The following is an 18,982-nucleotide window of genomic DNA, read 5'->3' as shown; positions in this document are numbered from 1 at the left end:
GACGCCGCTCCCCCGGCGCCGGCTCGCGACGCCCCGACCGCGAGCCCCGCAGGCGCCTCGTCGCCGCACGCGGCGGACGTCCGCGCGGGCTACACGTTCGCGGGTGCGACGCTCTCGCTCGGCGCGCTCGTCGAGGACGGCACCGCGGACGCGAGCGTCCAGGTCGGGCTCCCGCTCGCGATGATGAACCGGCACGGGCTCGTCGCCGGGGCCACGGGCACCGGCAAGACCAAGACGCTGCAGGTCATGACGGAGGGCCTGGCGGCCGCGGGCGTGCCGGTCTTCGTGGCGGACGTCAAGGGCGACCTCTCGGGGCTCTCCGTGCCGGGGACGCCGAACGACAAGCTCCTCGCGCGGACGCAGAGCCTCGGCCAGGAGTGGGTCCCGACCGCGACGCCCGTCGAGTTCCTCACGCTCGGCGGGCTCGGGACGGGCGTGCCCGTGCGCACCACGGTCACCGACTTCGGGCCGTTGCTGCTCGCCAAGGTGCTCGGCCTCAACCCGACGCAGGAGTCCAGCCTGGGGCTGATCATGCACTGGGCGGACACGCAGGGCCTGGCGCTCCTCGACCTCAAGGACCTCCAGGCGACGATCGCGTTCCTCGTCGGCGACGAGGGCAAGGCCGAGCTCAAGGGGATCGGCGGGCTGTCCGCCGCGACGGCGGGCGTGATCCTGCGGGAGATCGTCACGCTGCAGTCGCAGGGCGCCGACGCGTTCTTCGGTGAGCCGGCCTTCGACGTGGCGGAGCTGCTGCGCACGGCCCCGGACGGGCGCGGCCTCGTCACGGCGCTCGAGCTGCCGGGCGTGCAGGACCGCCCCGCGCTGTTCTCCACGTTCCTCATGTGGCTGCTCGCCGAGCTGTTCCAGGTCCTGCCCGAGGTGGGCGACCCGGAGAAGCCCCGGCTGGTGTTCTTCTTCGACGAGGCGCACCTGCTCTTCCACGACGCGTCGCCGGACTTCCTCACGCAGGTGACCCAGACGGTGCGTCTCATCCGGTCGAAGGGCGTCGGCGTCTTCTTCGTCACGCAGAGCCCGAAGGACGTGCCGGCGGACGTGCTCGCGCAGCTCGGCAGCCGGGTCCAGCACGCGCTGCGGGCGTACACGCCCGACGACGCCAAGGCGCTGCGCGCGGCCGCCCGCACCTTCCCGACCTCGCCGTACGACCTCGAGGAGCTCCTGACGACGCTCGGCACCGGCGAGGCCGTCGTCACCGTGCTGGGCGAGAAGGGCGCGCCGACGCCCGTCGCGTGGACCCGGCTGCGTGCGCCGCAGTCGTCGATGGACCCGGCACCGGCGGACGGGCTCGCGCGCGCCGTCGCCGCCAGTCCGCTGGCGGCGCGCTACGGCACCGCCGTCGACCGGGAGTCGGCGTACGAGCTGCTCGCGCAGCGCGCGCAGCAGGCGGCCGCCGACAAGGCCGCCGCCGAGAAGGCGAAGGCCGACGCCGCCGCGGACCGGGAGCAGGCGGAGGAGGCCGCGCGCGAGGCCCGGGCGCGCGAGAAGGAGGCCCAGGCGCGGGCGCGGACGACGTCCCGCCGGACGACCGGCGCCCTGGACTCGCTGCTGCGCTCGGTCGGCACCCAGCTCGGCCGGGAGATCACCCGCTCCGTGTTCGGGACCCGCAAGCGCTGACGGTCAGACCGCGACGGGCTCCTCGGCGCGAGGCTGATCGGTCGGCTGATCGGTCGGCTGATCGGTCGGCTGCCCGGCCGGCTGCCCGGCGGCGGCCGGCGGTGCGCCGCGCCCGACGGTGAGGACGACCAGCAGCCCGAGCGCGGTGAGCCCGGCGCCGACCCACGCCGGCGCGAGGTAGCCCCACCCGGCGGCGATGACGAGGCCGCCGAGGAACGCGCCGGCGGCGTTGCCGAGGTTGAGCGCCGAGTGGCAGAGCGCGGCGCCGAGCGACGGGGCGGCGGGCGTGACGTCCATGAGGCGCGTCTGCAGCGACAGGCCGAGCACCTGGGTCGCGACGCCGAGCAGGACGAGCGCGAGCACGGCGGCGACCGGGTACGGCCCGACGAGCGCGACGAGGACGAGGACGACGATGGTGGCGACCATGCCGCCGACCACCGTGCCCAGCACCGACCGGTCGGCCAGGCGGCCGCCGAGCAGCGTGCCCGCGGTCATGCCGACGCCGTACAGGGCGAGGACGACCGGCACCGCGGCGACGGGCAGCCCCGTCACGTCGGTGAGCAGCGGCTTGACGTAGGAGTACACCGCGAACATGCCGCCGAACCCCACGGCTCCGGCGCCGAACGCGACCCACATCGCGCGGTTGCGCAGGGCGCGCAGCTCGGTGGCGACGCTCGCGCCGGGCAGCGGGGCGAGCGAGGGCGTCCAGGCCCGGACGGCCAGCATCGTCGCGAGGCCCACCACGCCGACCCCGACGAACGACCAGCGCCACCCCACCGCGCCGCCGACGACGGCCGTGAGCGGCACGCCGACCGTGCACGCGACGGTCAGGCCGGTCATCATCGCCGCGACGGCGCGCCCCCGCCGCTCGGGCCCGACGACCGCGGTGCCCATGACGGCGCCCACGCCGAAGTACGCCCCGTGCGGCAGCCCGGCGACGAACCGCGCCACGACCAGCCAGTCCGCGGTCGGCGCGAGGGCCGAGACGACGTTCGCGACGGTGAACGCCGCCATGAGCAGGACGAGCAGCCGGCGGCGGTCCATGCGGGCGCCGAGCGCGGCCAGCGTCGGCGCGCCGACGACGACGCCGAGCGCGTAGGCGGTGATGGTGTGGCCGGCCGCGGGGATGGACACGCCCAGGTCCCGGGCGATCTCGGGCAGCAGGCCCATCGTCGCGAACTCGGTGGTGCCGATGGCGAAGCCGCCGAGGGCGAGGGCGAGCAGCGCGGCGCGCACGCGCGTCGTCATGAGGGAGCCTCCTCGGGGGACGAATCGATTCGACCGGTGAGCGGAGCGCGCCGTCGTCGACCCCGTGGAACGGTTCCAGGCTACGGCCCGCCGAGCCGTCGCGTCGCCGCGACGCGGCGTGCGTCACGTCACGCGCCGGAGGCGGCGTCCGCCGGGGTCAGCCCGCGACGACCCAGATCGCCCGCGCCGCGACCTCGCCGAGGTCGACCTCGCGCTCCCCCGTGCTCACGGTCACGACGCCGACCGACGCGCGCCGGGCGACGACACCCAGGGCCACGTCCAGACGGACGCCCACCTGGTCGAGGTAGCGCAGCAGCTCCGGGTCCGCGTCCGAGATCCGCGCGACCGTCCACGCGCCCGGCTCGACGTCCCAGAGCGCGTGCGCGGGCGGCGCCTGCAGGGATCCGTCCGGGCCGGGGATCGGGTCGCCGTGCGGGTCGCGCGTGGGGTGACCGAGCCGCTCCGCGATGCGCTCGACGAACAGGTCGGAGACGGCGTGCTCGAGCACCTCCGCCTCGTCGTGGACCTCGTCCCAGCCGTAGCCGAGCTGATCCACCAGGAACGTCTCCACGAGCCGGTGCCGGCGCACCATCGCGAGCGCGTGGCGCCGCCCCTCGTCGGTGAGCTCCACGGCGCCGTACGGCTCGTGCGTGAGCAGCCCAGCGTCGGCGAGCCGGCGCACCGTCTCGGAGACCGTCGAGGCGCCGACCCCCAGGCGGGTCGCCAGCAGCTTCGTCGTGACGGGCTGGTCCGACCACTCGCGCGCCGACCAGACCACCTTGAGGTAGTCCTGCGCGACGGCGGTCAGGGGGGCGTCGGTCACGGCGACCAGGGTAGGCCCCCGGGCGCGGCCGGCGTCCGGCGTCGCCTCACGGCAGCCCGGGCACCTGCGGGTCGAGGGCGACCGGCGGCCGGGGCGGCCAGGCGGTGCGCGGCTGGAGCTCGACGCCCCCGTCGGGGTGCACCTGCACGACCTGGTAGTCGACGAACGACCGGTCCGCCGGGTCCCAGCGCAGCACGGTCATCTCCGCGGTGCCGTGCAGCACGCCGATCGTCGGCTCGCCCAGGGTCGCTCCCGCCGAGCTGGAGCTCACGTACCGCACCCCCTGGCCCACGACCTCCGGGCCGTACCGGCGGTGCAGGTGCCCCGACACCTGGGCGGGCACGCACCCCTCGTCGAGCGCGGGCTCGCCCACGGCCGGGTTGTGGATGAGGAGCAGGTCCACGCCGTCGCCGGCGTCGCACGCCGTCCGCGCGAGCCGCGCCGCCTCGTCCTCCAGGCTCTCGACCCCCGCGCTCGAGGTGCCCCCGCCGACGCGCGTCTGGTTCGGGTCGTGGTCGCCGAGCACCCGCAGCCCGCGCACGGTGACCACGGACCCGCTCAGCACCGTCGCGCCGGCGCGTGCGTAGGAGCGGGACGTCTCGTCGGAGTCGTGGTTGCCGGGCGACGTGACCAGGTCGACGCCCCGCGGGACCGCCCGGGCGAACGTCGTCACGCAGTACTGCTCGACGCTGGTGCCGTTCATCGTCGTGTCCCCCGCGTCGAGCACCACCTCGGCGCCGGTGCGCTCCACGAGCGTGGTGACCAGCGGCGCCATGCCGACGTTGCAGTGCAGGTCCGAGACGACGACGAGGGTGAGCAGCTCGCGCTCCGGCGCCGGCGTCGCCGTCGGGCCCGCCACGAGCCGCTCCAGGCGCGTCGCGACGTCCCGGGAGCCCGCCCGGCCGAGCTCCTGCGCGTCGAGCGCCGTCTGCAGCGCCGTGTCCGCGCGGGCGTAGAACGCCTGGTTCTCCCGGTACGCGTCGACGACGTAGCCGCCGTAGGTGTCGAGCACGCCGCCGAGGCGCCCGGTGACGCGCGCGCCCTCCAGCGGCGTGCCGGCGAACACCGCCGACGCCGCCTCGCCCTCCGGCGGCGCGGGCGTGCGCACCCCGCTCGACGTCACGACGAGGACGACGGCCACGACGACGCCGCCCGCGACCGCCACCCGGCGACGCTCGCGCCAGACGCGCTCGGTGAGCTCGGCCCGCCGGCGCGGGCCCAGCAGGGCCCGGCCCAGCCACCACACGCCCCCCAGCACCGTGAGCGCCCCCAGCGCCCGGGACACGGCGTCGACGACGAGCCCGCGCGCCACGTCGTGGACCGCCGCCTGGGGCGCGCTGAAGAACTGCACGTAGCTCGCCGCGTCGCCCGACAGCGCCTGGAGGGTGGAGGCCTGGTCCAGCTCGGTGAACGAGGCGGGGATCTCCCCGACCGTGACGCGGACGCCGAGGTGCAGCGGCAGGGGCGAGTCGATCTGCAGGGTGCCGAGCGGCCCCACGTCCACCGTGACGGTCCCGTCGGTGGTGACGGCGTACACGGCCTCGTGCGGTCCCAGGCTGCTCGTCACACGGGCGGTCGTGACGCCGAAGACGAGCGAGCCGAGCACGGCCGCCACGCCGAGCGCCGCGAGCAGCCAGCGACGGCGGTGCCGCGACAGCCGCCCGGGTGCGGGCACACCGGTCCCGCTGCTCGGCGCGGGCTCCGGGCCCTGCTCGTCCGGGTCTGCCATCACGGCCGAGCCTAGACTCGGCCGGGTGCGTCGGCGCGACTACGACCTGCGGTCACGGTGGCACGTGGACGCCTCACCCGAGCGGTGCTGGGACGTCCTGGGCGACCCGAGGATGACCTGGCCGCGCTGGTGGCCGGGCGTCTCGGCGCGCCGGGTCGAACCCCGCGACGGGCCCGTCGGCTCGCGCGCGACGCTCGCGTTCCGCAGCCCGCTCGGGTACGCGCTCGTCGTCGACCTCGTCGTGCTGGCCGCCGAGCCGCCGCACCGCGTGCGGATCGCGGTGGACGGGCACCTGCACGGGACGGCCGACGTCCGGCTCGCCGGCACGTCGCCGACCTCGGCGGAGCCCGACGGCAGCGCCACGACGATCGACGTCGTCTGGCGCGTGGCGACGACGCGCCGGTGGATGAACGCCGCGGCGCCGCTCCTGCACCGCGCGTTCGCCGCCGCGCACACCCGCGTGATGGCGGCCGGCGAGGCGGGCCTGCAGGCCCACCTCGCCGGCGACGGCGCTAGCGCGACGTGACCCCGGCGCGCTCGTCGCGCCACGTGACCCACTGCTGCAGCAGCGACAGGTCGTAGTCCGGGCCGCTCGTCCCGACGGTGAGCAGCGTCGCGCCGGCGTCGAGCAGCTCGTCCGCGACCTCGGACGGCGGCGCGCTGACGGCCACCGAGCGCTCGACGAGCCGCGCGGTGTCGCGGCCGACCTCCGCGCCGTGCTCGTCGAGGATCGCGCTCTTGCGGCGCAGCGTGGCGGCGTCGCCGAACGAGTGCCACACGTCGGCGTGCTCCGCGACGACGCGCAGCGTCTTGCGCTCGCCGCCGCCGCCGATCATCACCGGGATGCGGCGCGTCGGCGCGGGGTTCGACTGCTCCCAGCGCGCGCGGATCCGCGGCATCGCGGCCGCGAGGTCGGCGATCCGGGAGCCCGCCGTGCCGAACTCGTAGCCGAAGCGGTCGTAGTCCTTCTCGAACCAGCCGGCCCCGATGCCGAGGATCAGCCGGCCGCCGCTGATGTGGTCGACGGTGCGGGCCATGTCCGCCAGCAGGTCCGGGTTGCGGTAGGAGTTGCAGGTGACGAGCGCGCCGATCTCGACCCGCTCGGTCTGCTCCGCCCACGCGCCGAGCATCGTCCAGCACTCGAAGTGCTTGCCGTCGGGGTCGCCGGACAGCGGGTAGAAGTGGTCCCAATTGAAGACGACGTCCACGCCCAGGTCCTCGGCGCGCAGGACCGCGTCGCGGATCTGGCCGTAGTCGGCGTGCTGGGGCTGGAGCTGGACACCGATGCGCACGAGGAAGGTCATGGCACGACCCTAGGCACCGCCCGGCCCCGTGCGCGCGCCCGGCGCCGCGCGCCCGCCGTCAGGCGTCGGCGGCGACCCGCACGACGTTGCGCCACGGGTCCTGGAACACCAGCGCCGCGCCGTCGTCGGCGCTCGCCACCCCGGCGCCGCGCACGCGCTCGGCGAGGGCCCCGAGGTCGTCACCCGTCGGCACCGTGATGCGGACCTCGCCGAGGCCCAGCGACGAGGCTCGGGGGCCGGCGCCGGCGCTGTTCCAGGTGTTCATCGCCAGGTGGTGGTGGTAGCCGCCCGCCGAGACGAACAGCGCGCCGTGCCACTCGGCGGTCACGTCGAAGCCGAGCGTGTCGACGTAGAACGCCCGGGCGGACGCCACGTCCCCCACCTGCAGGTGCACGTGCCCGACGACGGCGTCGGTCGCTGCCTGCTCGCGCAGGTTCTCCTCCAGGAAGGCGTTCGGGTCCAGGCGCAGCGCATCCATCCGGATGCGTCCGTCCGCCTCCCACTCCCACAGCTCGCGGCTGCGGTCCCAGTACAGCTCGACGCCGTTGCCCTCCGGGTCGGTGAGGTAGAACGCGAGCGAGACGAGGTGGTCGGCCGAGCCGACGTAGGACTGCGGCTCGCGCTGCGCGGCGGACAGCAGCGTCGCGGCGAGCCCCGCGCGGTCGTCGAAGAGGATCGCGGTGTGGAACAGGCCGGCGGAGCGCCGGTCGACCGGCGGCAGGTCGGGCGTGTGCCGCAGGACCACCAGCGGGCGCCCGTGCCGGCCCAGCGTGACGACGTCGGGGCGGCGGGCGAGCTCGTCGAACCGGTCCCCCGGCCGCTCGATCACCTCGAGCAGCAGCCCGTCGCGGTAGAACCGCAGCTGGCGGTCGAGGTCGCCGACCAGGAGCGTGACGGCGTCCATCGAGGTGGCCGCGGCGATCGAGTCGTGGGGTCGCGCGGTCGCGAGGCGGACGGCGTCGCCCTGCCCGGGAGTCGGTGCGGTCGTCATACCACCTACAATAGTTGACGCTTCAACTTTCTTCCCGGTCCCGCCTGTCGGGCGCGGGCGCGCTCACTCCCCGCGCGGCTCCAGGTGGTTGTGACCCATGTCCTGCAGGAACCGCGGGCCCGTCCGCGCGAGCTCCGCCTCGAACTCGTGCCCCCAGGCCGAGTACGGGCGACGCGCGAGCGACTCGTTCGAGAACCGGACGTCGTCCGTCACCTCGGTCACGCAGAACGCCGGGATCGACAGGTCCGTCACCGGCCCGCCCCGCTCGACCTCCGCGACGACGAGCGGCTCGTTCTCGCCGCCGAAGACGTCGACGACCCAGCCGTCGGTGCCGAGCCACGCGGCGTGCCTCGTCTTGACGACGCGGGCGCCGCCGCGGCGGATCAGCTGGATCCCCACCGCGACGTCGAGCTCGCGCTCCGCCTCGTAGCGCGTGCCGCCGCTCATCGGTCCCTTCACCGTGATCGCGCAGAAGTCGACCTCCGCCAGGTGCGCCTCCAGGGCGTCGAGCGGGTCCTGGCCCGGCTCCAGCGCCGAGCCGATGCCGGACGTCTGGGCGCGGACGCGGATCGCGTAGCCCTCGTCCGCCAGGTAGTAGCTCTGGACGATCACCGCCGGCGCGGTGTCGAGCACGTCGACCGGCAGGTCGGGCACCCAGAAGCGCCGCTCGAACTCGAAGTCGCCGTAGCCCGTCTCGCTCACCCGCCCAGGCTAGGGCCGGGCGGCCGCGGCGCGGCGGACCTCGCGCCGACCCCTGGTGCGCGGCGCCCCTCAGCCCGCAGGATGGGCACCACCGTCCACGGGCAGGAGCGCACCATGGCCGTCATCTCGCGAGGGTTCCGCGGCAGGCGCGAGCAGGAGCCTCGCCTGCCTCCCGGGCAGTACCTGGAGCGGGGCTTCCCGGTGCTCTCGGCCGGTCCGACGCCGCGGGCCGACCTGGCCTCGTGGACGTTCACCGTCACCGCGGCCGGGGCGGAGCTCGCGTCGTGGACGTGGGACGAGCTGCAGCGGCTGCCGGCGGACGACCTCGTGCGCGACATCCACTGCGTGACCAAGTGGACGAAGCTCGACACGTCGTGGCGGGGCGTCAGCGTCGACACGCTCCTCGAGGGGCTGCCGGCGGACGAGTACCGGTTCGCGGTCGCCCACTGCGACGGCGGCTACACCACCAACCTGCCGCTGGAGCACCTGCGCGGCGGCCAGGCCTGGGTGGCCTACGGGTACGACGGCGGGCCGCTGGCGCCCGAGCACGGCGGCCCGGCCCGCCTGCTCGTCCCCCACCTGTACTTCTGGAAGTCGGCCAAGTGGGTGCGCCGCCTGGACCTGCTGCACGAGGACCAGCCGGGCTTCTGGGAGCGGCTGGGGTACCACGAGCTCGGCGACCCGTGGCGCGAGCAGCGCTACTGGGGCGACTGAGCGGCCGCGCGTGGCAGCCCCCCTCGAGGAGCCACCCGGCGGCGCGCCGGGCGACGAGCCGGCCGACGAGGTCGCCGAGCTCGCGCCCGACGACCGGCCCTACCGGCTCGGCTGGCTCGTCGGCACGCTCGTGAGCCGCACGGTCGAGACGCCGACCGCCGTCACGCTCGAGCTCGACGTGCCCGGGTGGCGGGGCGCGCTCGCCGGGCAGCACGTCGACGTGCGGCTCACGGCCGACGACGGCTACAGCACGCAGCGGTCGTACTCCCTCGCGTCGCCGGGCTCCATGGGCCTGCCGCCCGGCGCCGTCGCGGCGCAGCGGATCGCCCTGACGGTCCAGGTCGTCGACGACGGCGAGGTCTCCCCCTACCTGGCCGAGGACATGCGGCCCGGCGACCAGCTGGAGCTGCGGGGGCCGGTCGGGCACTGGTTCGTGTGGCACCCGCGCGACCGCCGGCCGGTGCAGCTCGTCGCCGGCGGCTCGGGCCTGGTGCCGCTGGCGTCGATCCTGCGCACCCGCCGGCTGGCGGGCAGCCGCGTGCCGTTCCGGCTGCTCGTCTCGGCGCGCACCCCGGCCGACCTCCTCTACGCGGCGGAGCTCGCCCGGCCCGACCCCGGCGTCGACGTCACGCACGTGTGGACGCGCGCCGCGCCCACCGGCTGGGACGGGCGCGTCGGCCGGGTGGGCGCCACGACGCTGCGCGAGGCGTGCTTCCCGCCGGACCTCGGTGCGCACGTGTTCGTGTGCGGGCCCACGCCGTTCGTGGAGCTCGTGGCCGACACGCTCGTCGACCTGGGCCACGACCCGGAGCTCATCCGCACGGAGCGGTTCGGGCCGACGGGCGAGGTCACCCGCTGACGACGACGGCCGCGCGCCCTCGTCGGGCGGCGCGGCCGTCGGCACGCGTGGCGTTCGCGTCAGCCGGTGTTCTGCAGGCCGGCGGCGACGCCGTTGACGGACAGCAGCAGGAGCCGGCGCAGCTCGTCGGCCGCCTCGGGCGCGTCGCCCGTGCGCAGCCCGCGCAGCGCGCGCAGCTGCAGGAGCGAGAGCGCGTCGACGTACGGGCTGCGCAGCTGCACCGCCCGCCCGAGGATGCGGCGCCGGGAGAGGATCGCGTCGCTCTCGGTGATGGCGAGGACCCAGCGCGTCGTGAGCTCCATCTCCTCGAGCACCATCGCGGCCAGGTCGTCCCGGTCACCCAGCGCCAGGTAGCGCGCGGCGATGCGCGAGTCGGTCTTCGCGAGCGACATCTCGACGTTGTCGATCATCGTCGCGAACAGCGGCCACTGCGCATACGCGGCGCGCAGCTCCTCGAGGTCGCCGACGCCCTCCAGCGCGGTGCCGAGGCCGAACCAGCCCGCGAGGTTGATCCGCGCCTGCGACCAGGAGAACACCCACGGGATCGCGCGCAGGTCGTCCAGCGACGAGACCGACAGGCCGCGGCGGGCGGGCCGCGAGCCGATGGGCAGCAGGCCCACCTCCTCGAGCGGCGTCACCTCCGCGAACCACTGCGGGAAGCCCTCCGCCCGGACGAGCCCGTGGAACCGCTCGCGCGACGCCTCGTCGAGACGGCGGGCCAGGGCCGCGAACCGCTCGGTGGCCGCGGCGTTGCGCTGCTCGATCGACGGCGTGCCCGCCAGCAGCGTCGCCGCCACCACCTGCTCGATGTGCCGCGCCGCGATCGCCGGGTCGCCGTAGCGGGCGAAGATGACCTCGCCCTGCTCCGTGAGCTTGAAGCGCCCGTCCACCGAGCCCGGGGGCTGGGCCAGCAGGGCACGGTTGGCCGGCCCGCCGCCGCGGCCGAGCGCGCCCCCGCGGCCGTGGAACAGCGTCAGCTGCAGGTCGTGGCGCTCGGCCCACTGCGCGATGCGCGCCTGGGCGGTGTCGAGCGCGAGCGTCGCGGAGACCGGGCCGACGTCCTTCGACGAGTCCGAGTAGCCGAGCATCACCTCGATGCGGCGGCCGTTCTCGGCGAGCCGCTTCTGCACCGCGGGCAGCGCGAGCGACTCCTCGAGGATGTCGACGCTCGCCTCGAGGTCCGCGAAGGTCTCGAAGAGCGGGATCGCGTCGATCACCGGCAGCTCGTCGGTGCCCTCGAACGCGTACTCGGCGAGCCGGTAGACCGCCGCGAGGTGCTCCGCGGACTGCGTGAACGAGACGATGTAGCGGCGCGCCGCGCGCTCGCCGAAGCGCCGCTGCACCGCGCCCAGCGCGCGGAACGTGTCGAGCACCTCCACCGTCCGCTCGGCGAGCGGCCCGTCCACGCCGTGCTCCGCGAGGTCGGCGAGCGCGCCCTCGTGGACCTGCGAGTGCTGGCGGACCTCGATCTCCGCGAGGTGGAACCCGAAGGTCTCGACCTGCCACAGCAGGCGCTGCACGTCGCCGTAGGCCGCCCGGGGGGCGCCCGCGCGGACGAGGGAGTCCTGGATCGTGCGCAGGTCGGCCTCGAGCTCGTCCGGGCCGCTGTAGGCGAGGTCGGCGTTGCGGGTCCGCGTCGCGGCGATGCGCTCGACGACCATGAGCAGCACGCGCTGGTGCGGCTCGTTCGGCGTCGCGGCGGCCACCCGGGCGGCGTCCTTCTCGGCGCGCGAGCGCTGCCGGTGCCAGAGCGCGGACAGCTCGGGCGAGGGCGGCGTCCCGTCGGCGTCGAGGGTGAGGGCGCGGGCGACCCGGCGGGCGCTGGCCTCCAGCGCCGTGAGCACCGACTCCGACATCGCGAGGGCGGCCTCGCGCGTGACCTCGGCGGTGACGTTCGGGTTGCCGTCGCGGTCGCCGCCGATCCAGGAGCCGGGGTGCGCGAACGCGCGCACGCTCGGGGCGGTGCGCCCGGCGCGGTCGCCGAGGATCCAGTCGTCCAGGCGGCGGTACACGTTCGGCAGTGTCTCGGCCAAGGTCGACTCGAAGACGCCGATGACCGTGCGGACCTCGTCGAGCACCGTGGGCTTGGCCTGGCGCAGCGGCGCGGTGCGCCACAGCGTGTCGATCTCCGCGAGCAGCCGCCGCTCGTTCTCCGCGAGCGACAGGCCGCCTCGGCTGCGCTGGTCGCGGTCCGCGACGAGCTCCGCGATGCGGCGGATGCAGCGGGAGACCGCGCGGCGCCGGGCCTCGGTGGGGTGCGCCGTGAACACGGGCCGGAACTCGAGCTCGGACACGCGGCGGCGCGCCTCGTCCTCGCCGACCTCCTGCGCGAGCTGCGCGACCGCGGCCGGCAGCGAGTCGTCGCTGACGAGCGTGTGCGCGAGCGCGCTCGCCTCCCGCTCGGCCAGCACGCGCACGCGGTGGTACTCCTCCGCGGTGTTCGCGAGGTGGAAGTAGCAGGTGAACGCGCGGGCCACCTGCTCGGCGCGCTGGATCGACAGCCCGGCGACGAGCTGCTCGGCGCGCTCGAGCGCGTCGGAGGCCGGGTCGTCGTGCGCCGCGATCGCGAGCTCGCGCAGCGCCTCGACGTCGGCGAGGAGCTCGTCGCCACCGGACTCGCGCAGCACGCGGCCCAGCAGCTCGCCGAGCACGCGCACGTCGTTGCGCAGGGGTTCGGGCATCTCGTGGCTCGCGACACCCCGGGAGGCGCCGGCAGGCGGAGTCGTCACGCGGTCAAGATAGGCCACGGCCACGGTGGCCGGTCAGCGAGGTCGCCAGTCGGTCATGTGACCCGCGTCTCACGAGACGGGCGACGCCGTCTCACGCTCCCGCGTCGTCCTCGCTCGTCCGTCGTCCGCCGACGTACGCGAGGAGGTCGTCGTCCGCGGAGGTCAGCCGGTCGACCTCCTCCCCGCCGTCGCACCGGCACAGGACGAGCGTGAGCCCGCCCGGCGCGGGGACCGCGCGCCACGTCCCGCCGGCGTCCTCCCACCGCCGCAGCCGCTCCAGGGCGCCCGACGGGCCCGCGCTCACGACCCGCCGCCCTCGACGAACGCCGCGAGGACCGGCACGTGGCTCGCCGCCACGTCGGTCGTCGCGGTCACGAGCTCGACGTCCTCCCCCGCGTCCACGAGCTCCCGCAGCCGCCGCACCGCCTCGGCGTGCGCGTCGTCCTGCAGCTCGGCCGTGTACCGCCGGACGAACTCCTCGTGCCGCGCCGCGTCGTGGCCGTACCAGTGCCGCAGCTCGTCCGAGGGCGCGGCGTCCTTCAGCCACAGGCCGACGCGTGGGTCGTCCCGGCGCACGCCACGCGGCCACAGCCGGTCCACCAGCACCCGTGAGGTGCCGTCCACGAGGTCGTCGTACAGCCGCCCGGTCCGCACGCCTCCATGATGCCCGGCCGGGTCGGCGCGGGCCCCCGGTCGCCGCGCCGGACCGCGGCCCGCGTGTGATGATCGAGGCAGAAGGCTGGAGCACCTCGGCCACCCGAGCAGGACGGGCCGACATGACCCCCGACATCGTCATCTCCGCCGAGATCCCCGCGCCCCCGACGGCGGTGCGGCGCGCGCTCCTGGACGCCGCCCACCACGACGGCGGCCGGCCCCGGCTGCACCTGGGTCACACGCGGCTGCGGCTGCAGGGGCAGGACGCCGAGCTGGGGATGCGGGGCAAGGCGCGGTGGCTCGCGACGCCGTTCCGCGTGACGGTGCACCTCGTGCCGTCGGGGACGGGCACCCGCGTGCTCGCGAGCGCTCTCGAGCTGCACCCCGGCCGCGCCCGCGGTCTGCGCCGCACGCTCGCACGCCGACGCGGCACGCAGGACCTGCGGCGGCTCGTCGACGTCGCCCGCCGGGCCCTCGACGCGGCGCCCGCGGGCGGCGCGGTGCACGAGCCGGCCGCCGGGACGCCCGGCACGCGCTGAGCGTCAGGCCTGGACGAGCGGGCCGTGCGCGTCGGGGTCCTCGGGCTCCTCGGTGGCGGGCGGGGAGTCCGGACGGTCGCCGTCGGGCAGGCCGTCGAGCTCCTCGGGGAGCTCCGGGGTGTCGTCGCCGGTGGTGCTCATGGGTCGTGCCTCCTCGTCGTCGGGCCGCCGGGCGGCCGGTGGTCAGCGCAGCATCCCCCGGACCCGACGGGCGGCGCCCTCGACCAGGCGCAGGCCGCGCGAGAGGACCGTCGGCCCGCCGTGCCGCCGCTCGGCCGTGCGCGCCAGCGCGCGGGCGACCGCAGCGGTGACGGGCAGCAGCAGCGCCACGACGACCAGCAGCCGCACGCGTCGCAGCAGCAGGGCCCACATGGGCGGCCTCCTCGTGCTCGGGTCCGGGCGGTCCTCCCCATCGTGGAACAGCTCCGCCGGGTCCGCTCGTCCGGGGCACCTCCCCGCGCGCGACGGGGCCGGGCACGGTAGGAACGTCGGGCATGGCGACCATCGGCTTCCACCACTCGCACGAGCAGGTCCACCCGGCCGGGCTCCTCGCCGCCGCCCGGCACGCGGAGGAGGTCGGCTTCGACGCGGCGATGTGCTCCGACCACTGGGCGCCGTGGAGCACCCGGCAGGGGCACTCGGGGTACGCGTGGGCCTGGCTCGGCGCGGCGATGGCCAGCACGTCCCTGCCCTTCGGGGTGGTCTCCGCACCGGGCCAGCGCCAGCACCCCGCCGTCGTCGCCCAGGCGGTCGCCACGCTCGGGGCGATGTTCCCCGGGCGGTTCTGGGCGGCGCTCGGCTCGGGGGAGAACGTCAACGAGCACATCACCGGCGACGGGTGGCCCGCGAAGGAGGTGCGCGACGCGCGCCTGCTCGAGTGCGTCGACGTGATCCGTCGCCTCCTCGCGGGCGAGACGGTCACGCACGACGGCCTGGTCCGGGTCGACCGCGCGCGGCTGTGGACCCTGCCCGACGAGACGCCGCGGCTGATCGGCCCGGCGGTCACCCCGCGCACCGCCGCCGCCCACGCCGCGTGGGCCGACGGGCTCGTGACGGTGAACCAGCCGCCCGAGGTGCTGCGCGAGGTCGTCGCCGCGTACCGCGACGCCGGCGGTCGCGGCACCGCCTCGCTGCAGGTCCACGTCGCCTGGGCGCGCGACGAGGCGACCGCGCTGGCGCTCGCCCGCGAGCAGTGGGCCACGAACGTCTTCGGCCCGCCGCTCGCCTGGGACCTCGACACCCCCGAGGCGTTCGACAGCCTGCTCCCCCACGTCTCCGACGACGCCGTGCGGCAGTCGGTCGTCGTCGAGCACGACGAGCACCGCCTGGTGGACCGGCTCGCGGCGCTCGTCGAGCTCGGCTTCGACGCGCTGTACCTGCACCAGGTCGCGACCGACGAGCAGCCCTCCGACGAGAAGCACCCGAGTGCGGCGCCCACGGCCACGCGGGCCCCGGACGGCCTGCGGGCCTTCCTCGACATGGCCGGCGAGCGCCTGGTCCCCGCCCTGAAGGAGGTGCGGCCGTGAGGGTCCGCGACACCGGCGACCTGTGGTGGAAGAACGCGGTCGTCTACTGCCTGGACGTCGAGACCTACATGGACTGGGACGACGACGGCGTCGGCGACCTGCGCGGGCTCACGCAGCGGCTCGACCACCTCGCGGACCTCGGCGTCACGTGCCTGTGGCTGATGCCCTTCTACCCGACCGTCGACCGCGACGACGGCTACGACGTCACCGACTTCCTGGGCGTCGACCCGCGGCTCGGCGACGTCGGCGACCTCGTCGAGATGGTCCGCACCGCGCGCGACCGTGGCATCCGGGTCATCGCGGACCTCGTCGTGAACCACACCTCCGACCGGCACCCGTGGTTCCGCTCGGCCCGGCGCTCGCCCTCGTCACCCTTCCGCGACTTCTACGTCTGGAGCGAGACGAAGCCGCCCGAGGAGCCCGGCGCGGTCGTCTTCCCGGACCAGGAGACGAGCCTGTGGACCTACGACGAGCAGGCGGGCGCGTACTACCGCCACCGCTTCTACCGCCACCAGCCCGACCTCAACACCGCGAACCCGCGCGTCCGCGAGGAGCTCGCCAAGGTGGTCGGCTACTGGACGCAGGTGGGCATGTCCGGCTTCCGGGTCGACGCCGTGCCGTTCTTCCTCGCCGACACGGCGAAGTCGCCGGACGACGACGTGACCCGCCCGCACGACTACCTCAAGGACCTGCGCTCGTTCCTCTCCCGCCGGTCCGGCGACGCCGTGCTCATGGGCGAGGTCAACCTCCCCTACGCGGAGCAGCGCCGGTTCTTCGGCGACGATGACGGCGACGGCACGTCCGACGGGAACGAGCTCACGCTGCAGTTCGACTTCGTCGGCATGCAGCAGCTGTACCTGGCGCTCGCCCGCCGGGACGCGACGCCGCTGGCCACGACCCTCGCGAGCCGGCCCCCGATCCCCCGCGACGCGCAGTGGGCCACGTTCGTGCGCAACCACGACGAGCTCACCCTGGACAAGCTGAGCGAGGACGAGCGCGCCGAGGTGTTCGCGGCCTTCGGCCCGGAGCCCGACATGCAGCTCTACGGGCGCGGGCTGCGCCGGCGGCTGCCCCCGATGCTCGGCGGCGATCCGCGCCGCGTGCGGATGGTCTACTCGCTGCTGTTCTCGCTGCCCGGCACCCCCGTGCTCTTCTACGGCGAGGAGATCGGCATGGGCGAGAACCTCGCGGCGGAGGGACGGCTGGCGGTGCGCACGCCGATGCAGTGGAGCGCGACGCGCAACGGCGGGTTCAGCCGCGCCGCGCCGTCGCGGCTCGCGGCGCCGGTCGTCGAGGGCGGGTACGGGCCCGAGCACGTGAACGTCGACGACCAGCGCCGGGACCCCGGCTCGATGCTCGCCTTCGTCTCCACGCTCGTGCGCCGCTACCGCGAGAGCCCCGAGCTGGGGTGGGCGCGCGAGGCCGAGATCCTCGAGCAGCCGCACGCGTCGGTGCTCGCGCACCGGTGCACGTGGGAGGACGCGTCGGTGGTGGCGCTGCACAACCTCGCCCCCGACGCCGCGAGCGTGCCGCTGCGCCTCGACGACTGCCGCGTGCCCGACGGGAGCGAGCCCGTGCGGCTCGTCGACCTGCTCGAGGACGGCACGGCGGACGTCGACGCGCGCGGTCGCGTCACGCTGGAGCTGCCGGGGTACGGCTACCGCTGGCTTCGCGTGGTGCGGCCGGGGAGCCGGCGGCTGCTCTGACGGGCAGCCGGCGGGTCAGCCCGCGTCGGCGCGGCCGTCCTCGTCCGCCTGCTCCGGGTCGAGCTCCGACTCGTCGGGCCCCGTGCCGGCCTCGGCCATCGAGCCCACGCCGGACCCCGGCGCGGAGCCCGAGCCGCCCTGCGTGATCTCCTGCTCCCGGCCGATCGCGGTCGTGGCGTCCTCGCCCTCGCGCGGCTGACCCGTCTGCTGCTCGTCGTCGCCCATGTGGCCACCTCCTCCGGCAGGCTAGGACGGGCCGCCGCGGGCCGCCCGGTGGGGCTTGCTCAGCCCTCCACGCCCGTGGTGTGGTGGGGCGAGCCGACGGGCTTCGACTCCGGGGAGCCGCGCTCGCGCAGGTAGATCGAGAGCACCACCATGCTGAGCACGGCCAGGAACTCCGACTGCCAGTTCTGGAAGGTCCGGCTCCAGAAGTCGGGCAGCCGCACGTACTCGCCCCACGTCACCGGGTCCTGCAGGTCGCGCAGCTGCTCCTCGGAGAACGCCACGGCGCCCGTCACGGACTGCACGGCCCAGGAGCCGAGGAAGACGGCGCCCATGACGAGGGTGAGCGAGTGGGAGTAGACGGCGAGCCGCCAGCCCCCGACCCGCGCCCAGGCCGGGGAGTCCGGCTGGGCGTGGGCGCCGACCTTCTGGTCCTCGTCGCTCTCGCGGCCGGCCTCGTCCGGCTTCTTCGACTCGGGCGAGCCCTTCTGGACGAAGAAGACGGTCGCGGCGATGAACAGCAGGAACTGGAGGAACTCCGACTGCCAGTTCTCGCTCACGTCGACCGCGAACGCGGAGCTCGTGACGTACTGGGCGAACGTGACGGGCTCGAGGCCGGCGGCCAGCTGGTCCCGGTTGAACACGGCGACGCCGGCCACCGCCTGCCCCACCAGCGCGACGAGGAAGATCGCGCCGAAGAACAGGCTCAGCGAGCTCTCCTTGAGCCGCCTCATCGGTGCAGCAGCCCGATCACGAGGAAGTACCCGAGGCCGACGACGATGCCGGCGAGGGTCAGGACGAACAGCGTGCGCGGCATCCTCACAGCGCCACCTCGCAGTCGTAGGGCTGGTCCGGCTCCGGGCTGCACGCCGCCCCCGTGATCACCCACGAGGTCCCGGACAGCGCCAGGAAGAGGGTGTCGCCGCCGAGCCGCACCTGCGCCTGGCGCCCGGCGACCGTCGCGTCGTGCACGGCGGGGTCCGCGCCGCGCTCGCGCAGCTCGGCCCCGAGCTCCCCGGTCGTCAGCGCCTCGCCGCACGGCGCACCCTCGTCCTCGGCGACGGTCTCGGCGACGTCCGGGAGCAACCACGCGCACGCCGTCTCCCCGTCGCCGGCCAGCACCGCGTCGTAGAACGCCCGCGCGACGTCCTGCGGCGGCTCCGGGTCCGGCGCGCAGCCGGTGAGCCCGCCGGCGGCGACGGCCACCAGCCCGACCACGGCACCCCACGTCCTCATGCGGCCGATGCTGGCAGCGGACCTGCAGGTCCACCAGCCGGACGCGTGCTGCGCCGCCGGTGCGCTCGTCGGCGCTCCCGGGATGCCGACCGCCCGCGGCGCGCGCACGATCGGGGGACCGAGGGAAGGAGTACCCATGTCGACGGTGGACGACGGCGACCAGCGGGAGCACCCGCAGCAGCCCGCCGAGGGCGCGGACACGACGTCCGAGCACGACCCGGGCGCGTTCGACGAGCGCGCACGACCGGAGGAGCCCGCCGAGGGCCCCGACGACGCGTCGGCCGAGCCGGCCTGACGCCCCGGCCGCACGAGCGGTGACGACCGGCCGGGTGCGGCACCGCCGCGCCCGGCCGGCGACCGTCCGGTGC

The 18,982-nt window shown here is 75.7% G+C and carries 22 protein-coding genes; 8 read left to right on the top strand and 14 right to left on the bottom strand.

Annotated elements, in window-relative coordinates; all coding sequences use genetic code 11:
* Positions 1-1,632 (top strand): helicase HerA-like domain-containing protein (locus HGCM_RS10510; RefSeq protein ID WP_019136796.1); only part of this gene is annotated, 1,632 nt, incomplete at its 5' end.
* Between the two features lie 3 nt (positions 1,633-1,635).
* On the opposite strand, the gene HGCM_RS17995 is transcribed toward HGCM_RS10510, so the two are convergent.
* The 3 genes from HGCM_RS17995 to HGCM_RS10495 all read right to left on the bottom strand — a co-directional run bounded on the left by HGCM_RS17995 (position 1,636) and on the right by HGCM_RS10495 (position 5,432).
* On the bottom strand, positions 1,636-2,880 hold the full coding sequence (locus HGCM_RS17995; RefSeq protein WP_019136795.1) for an MFS transporter: 1,245 nt from the start codon (positions 2,878-2,880) through the stop codon (positions 1,636-1,638).
* 157 nt (positions 2,881-3,037) lie between these two features.
* Positions 3,038-3,703, bottom strand: coding sequence for a metal-dependent transcriptional regulator (locus HGCM_RS10500; protein ID WP_019136794.1), 666 nt, complete (start codon positions 3,701-3,703; stop codon positions 3,038-3,040).
* Positions 3,704-3,749: 46 nt separating this feature from the next.
* Positions 3,750-5,432, bottom strand: a complete 1,683-nt coding sequence (locus HGCM_RS10495) for a metallophosphoesterase family protein (RefSeq protein ID WP_019136793.1) — start codon at positions 5,430-5,432, stop codon at positions 3,750-3,752.
* 64 nt (positions 5,433-5,496) lie between these two features.
* On the opposite strand from HGCM_RS10495, the gene HGCM_RS10490 reads away from it, so the two are divergent.
* Positions 5,497-5,958, top strand: coding sequence for an SRPBCC family protein (locus HGCM_RS10490; protein ID WP_246119453.1), 462 nt, complete (start codon positions 5,497-5,499; stop codon positions 5,956-5,958).
* Here the strand turns inward: HGCM_RS10490 and HGCM_RS10485 are convergent.
* From HGCM_RS10485 to HGCM_RS10475, 3 genes are all read right to left on the bottom strand, one after another.
* Positions 5,945-6,736 (bottom strand): LLM class F420-dependent oxidoreductase, encoded by a 792-nt coding sequence (locus HGCM_RS10485; RefSeq protein WP_019136791.1) that lies wholly within the window; start codon positions 6,734-6,736, stop codon positions 5,945-5,947. The genes HGCM_RS10490 and HGCM_RS10485 overlap by 14 nt on opposite strands.
* A gap of 58 nt (positions 6,737-6,794) precedes the next feature.
* Positions 6,795-7,727 carry a VOC family protein gene (locus tag HGCM_RS10480; RefSeq protein WP_019136790.1) on the bottom strand — a complete coding sequence of 311 codons (933 nt, stop codon included), beginning with the start codon at positions 7,725-7,727 and terminating at the stop codon, positions 6,795-6,797.
* A 63-nt stretch (positions 7,728-7,790) separates the two neighbouring features.
* Positions 7,791-8,429, bottom strand: coding sequence for a CYTH domain-containing protein (locus tag HGCM_RS10475; protein WP_019136789.1), 639 nt, complete (start codon positions 8,427-8,429; stop codon positions 7,791-7,793).
* Between the two features lie 114 nt (positions 8,430-8,543).
* Here HGCM_RS10475 and HGCM_RS10470 point away from each other — a divergent pair, with 114 nt between their 5' ends.
* On the top strand, positions 8,544-9,143 hold the full coding sequence (locus tag HGCM_RS10470; protein WP_019136788.1) for a sulfite oxidase-like oxidoreductase: 600 nt from the start codon (positions 8,544-8,546) through the stop codon (positions 9,141-9,143).
* Positions 9,144-9,153: 10 nt separating this feature from the next.
* The gene (locus HGCM_RS10465; RefSeq protein ID WP_019136787.1) at positions 9,154-10,002 is read left to right on the top strand and encodes a ferredoxin reductase; all 849 of its coding nucleotides are present in this window, start codon (positions 9,154-9,156) and stop codon (positions 10,000-10,002) included.
* 59 nt (positions 10,003-10,061) lie between these two features.
* Here HGCM_RS10465 and HGCM_RS10460 read toward each other — a convergent pair whose 3' ends face one another.
* The 3 genes from HGCM_RS10460 to HGCM_RS10450 all read right to left on the bottom strand — a co-directional run bounded on the left by HGCM_RS10460 (position 10,062) and on the right by HGCM_RS10450 (position 13,385).
* Positions 10,062-12,683 (bottom strand): phosphoenolpyruvate carboxylase, encoded by a 2,622-nt coding sequence (locus HGCM_RS10460; RefSeq protein ID WP_019136786.1) that lies wholly within the window; start codon positions 12,681-12,683, stop codon positions 10,062-10,064.
* Between the two features lie 139 nt (positions 12,684-12,822).
* Positions 12,823-13,035: a hypothetical protein gene (locus tag HGCM_RS10455; RefSeq protein WP_019136785.1), complete on the bottom strand. Its 213-nt coding sequence runs from the start codon at positions 13,033-13,035 to the stop codon at positions 12,823-12,825.
* Positions 13,032-13,385, bottom strand: coding sequence for a DUF488 domain-containing protein (locus HGCM_RS10450; protein WP_019136784.1), 354 nt, complete (start codon positions 13,383-13,385; stop codon positions 13,032-13,034). The genes HGCM_RS10455 and HGCM_RS10450 overlap by 4 nt, the downstream gene beginning before the upstream one ends.
* Before the next feature lie 122 nt (positions 13,386-13,507).
* Between HGCM_RS10450 and HGCM_RS10445 the strand changes: the two genes are divergently transcribed.
* Positions 13,508-13,924 (top strand): hypothetical protein, encoded by a 417-nt coding sequence (locus tag HGCM_RS10445; protein ID WP_019136783.1) that lies wholly within the window; start codon positions 13,508-13,510, stop codon positions 13,922-13,924.
* A 3-nt stretch (positions 13,925-13,927) separates the two neighbouring features.
* Here HGCM_RS10445 and HGCM_RS19420 read toward each other — a convergent pair whose 3' ends face one another.
* On the bottom strand, positions 13,928-14,065 hold the full coding sequence (locus HGCM_RS19420; RefSeq protein ID WP_019136782.1) for a hypothetical protein: 138 nt from the start codon (positions 14,063-14,065) through the stop codon (positions 13,928-13,930).
* 42 nt (positions 14,066-14,107) lie between these two features.
* Positions 14,108-14,296 carry a hypothetical protein gene (locus HGCM_RS10435; protein ID WP_019136781.1) on the bottom strand — a complete coding sequence of 63 codons (189 nt, stop codon included), beginning with the start codon at positions 14,294-14,296 and terminating at the stop codon, positions 14,108-14,110.
* 122 nt (positions 14,297-14,418) lie between these two features.
* On the opposite strand from HGCM_RS10435, the gene HGCM_RS10430 reads away from it, so the two are divergent.
* Both HGCM_RS10430 and HGCM_RS10425 read left to right on the top strand, forming a co-directional pair.
* Positions 14,419-15,450, top strand: a complete 1,032-nt coding sequence (locus HGCM_RS10430) for a TIGR03885 family FMN-dependent LLM class oxidoreductase (RefSeq protein ID WP_019136780.1) — start codon at positions 14,419-14,421, stop codon at positions 15,448-15,450.
* Positions 15,447-17,156, top strand: a complete 1,710-nt coding sequence (locus HGCM_RS10425; RefSeq protein WP_019136779.1) for an alpha-amylase family protein — start codon at positions 15,447-15,449, stop codon at positions 17,154-17,156. The genes HGCM_RS10430 and HGCM_RS10425 overlap by 4 nt, the downstream gene beginning before the upstream one ends.
* A 15-nt stretch (positions 17,157-17,171) precedes the next feature.
* On the opposite strand, the gene HGCM_RS10420 is transcribed toward HGCM_RS10425, so the two are convergent.
* The 3 genes from HGCM_RS10420 to HGCM_RS10405 all read right to left on the bottom strand — a co-directional run bounded on the left by HGCM_RS10420 (position 17,172) and on the right by HGCM_RS10405 (position 18,614).
* The gene (locus HGCM_RS10420) at positions 17,172-17,381 is read right to left on the bottom strand and encodes a hypothetical protein (protein WP_019136778.1); all 210 of its coding nucleotides are present in this window, start codon (positions 17,379-17,381) and stop codon (positions 17,172-17,174) included.
* A gap of 59 nt (positions 17,382-17,440) precedes the next feature.
* Complete coding sequence (locus HGCM_RS10415; RefSeq protein WP_019136777.1) at positions 17,441-18,112, bottom strand: DUF6766 family protein; 672 nt, start codon at positions 18,110-18,112, stop codon at positions 17,441-17,443.
* An 85-nt stretch (positions 18,113-18,197) separates the two neighbouring features.
* Positions 18,198-18,614 carry a hypothetical protein gene (locus tag HGCM_RS10405; RefSeq protein WP_147572801.1) on the bottom strand — a complete coding sequence of 139 codons (417 nt, stop codon included), beginning with the start codon at positions 18,612-18,614 and terminating at the stop codon, positions 18,198-18,200.
* A gap of 136 nt (positions 18,615-18,750) precedes the next feature.
* Here HGCM_RS10405 and HGCM_RS19415 point away from each other — a divergent pair, with 136 nt between their 5' ends.
* Positions 18,751-18,909 carry a hypothetical protein gene (locus tag HGCM_RS19415; protein ID WP_020424282.1) on the top strand — a complete coding sequence of 53 codons (159 nt, stop codon included), beginning with the start codon at positions 18,751-18,753 and terminating at the stop codon, positions 18,907-18,909.
* Positions 18,910-18,982 lie beyond the last annotated feature (73 nt).

The organism is Cellulomonas massiliensis JC225, assembly GCF_000312005.1.
GTDB classification, from domain to species: domain Bacteria; phylum Actinomycetota; class Actinomycetes; order Actinomycetales; family Cellulomonadaceae; genus Cellulomonas; species Cellulomonas massiliensis.
This window is presented reverse-complemented; position numbering and strand designations above follow the sequence as displayed.

Bases quoted from the DNA above. Each gene is read 5' to 3' on its own strand.
- HGCM_RS10460 (WP_019136786.1), bottom strand. From the start codon at position 12,683: ATGCCCGAACCCCTGCGCAACGACGTGCGCGTGCTCGGCGAGCTGCTG.
- HGCM_RS10485 (WP_019136791.1), bottom strand. From the start codon at position 6,736: ATGACCTTCCTCGTGCGCATCGGTGTCCAGCTCCAGCCCCAGCACGCC.
- HGCM_RS17995 (WP_019136795.1), bottom strand. From the start codon at position 2,880: ATGACGACGCGCGTGCGCGCCGCGCTGCTCGCCCTCGCCCTCGGCGGC.
- HGCM_RS10430 (WP_019136780.1), top strand. From the start codon at position 14,419: ATGGCGACCATCGGCTTCCACCACTCGCACGAGCAGGTCCACCCGGCC.
- HGCM_RS19420 (WP_019136782.1), bottom strand. From the start codon at position 14,065: ATGAGCACCACCGGCGACGACACCCCGGAGCTCCCCGAGGAGCTCGAC.
- HGCM_RS10435 (WP_019136781.1), bottom strand. From the start codon at position 14,296: ATGTGGGCCCTGCTGCTGCGACGCGTGCGGCTGCTGGTCGTCGTGGCG.
- HGCM_RS10445 (WP_019136783.1), top strand. From the start codon at position 13,508: ATGACCCCCGACATCGTCATCTCCGCCGAGATCCCCGCGCCCCCGACG.
- HGCM_RS10405 (WP_147572801.1), bottom strand. From the start codon at position 18,614: ATGAGGACGTGGGGTGCCGTGGTCGGGCTGGTGGCCGTCGCCGCCGGC.
- HGCM_RS19415 (WP_020424282.1), top strand. From the start codon at position 18,751: ATGTCGACGGTGGACGACGGCGACCAGCGGGAGCACCCGCAGCAGCCC.
- HGCM_RS10415 (WP_019136777.1), bottom strand. From the start codon at position 18,112: ATGAGGCGGCTCAAGGAGAGCTCGCTGAGCCTGTTCTTCGGCGCGATC.
- HGCM_RS10420 (WP_019136778.1), bottom strand. From the start codon at position 17,381: ATGGGCGACGACGAGCAGCAGACGGGTCAGCCGCGCGAGGGCGAGGAC.
- HGCM_RS10495 (WP_019136793.1), bottom strand. From the start codon at position 5,432: ATGGCAGACCCGGACGAGCAGGGCCCGGAGCCCGCGCCGAGCAGCGGG.
- HGCM_RS10470 (WP_019136788.1), top strand. From the start codon at position 8,544: ATGGCCGTCATCTCGCGAGGGTTCCGCGGCAGGCGCGAGCAGGAGCCT.
- HGCM_RS10480 (WP_019136790.1), bottom strand. From the start codon at position 7,727: ATGACGACCGCACCGACTCCCGGGCAGGGCGACGCCGTCCGCCTCGCG.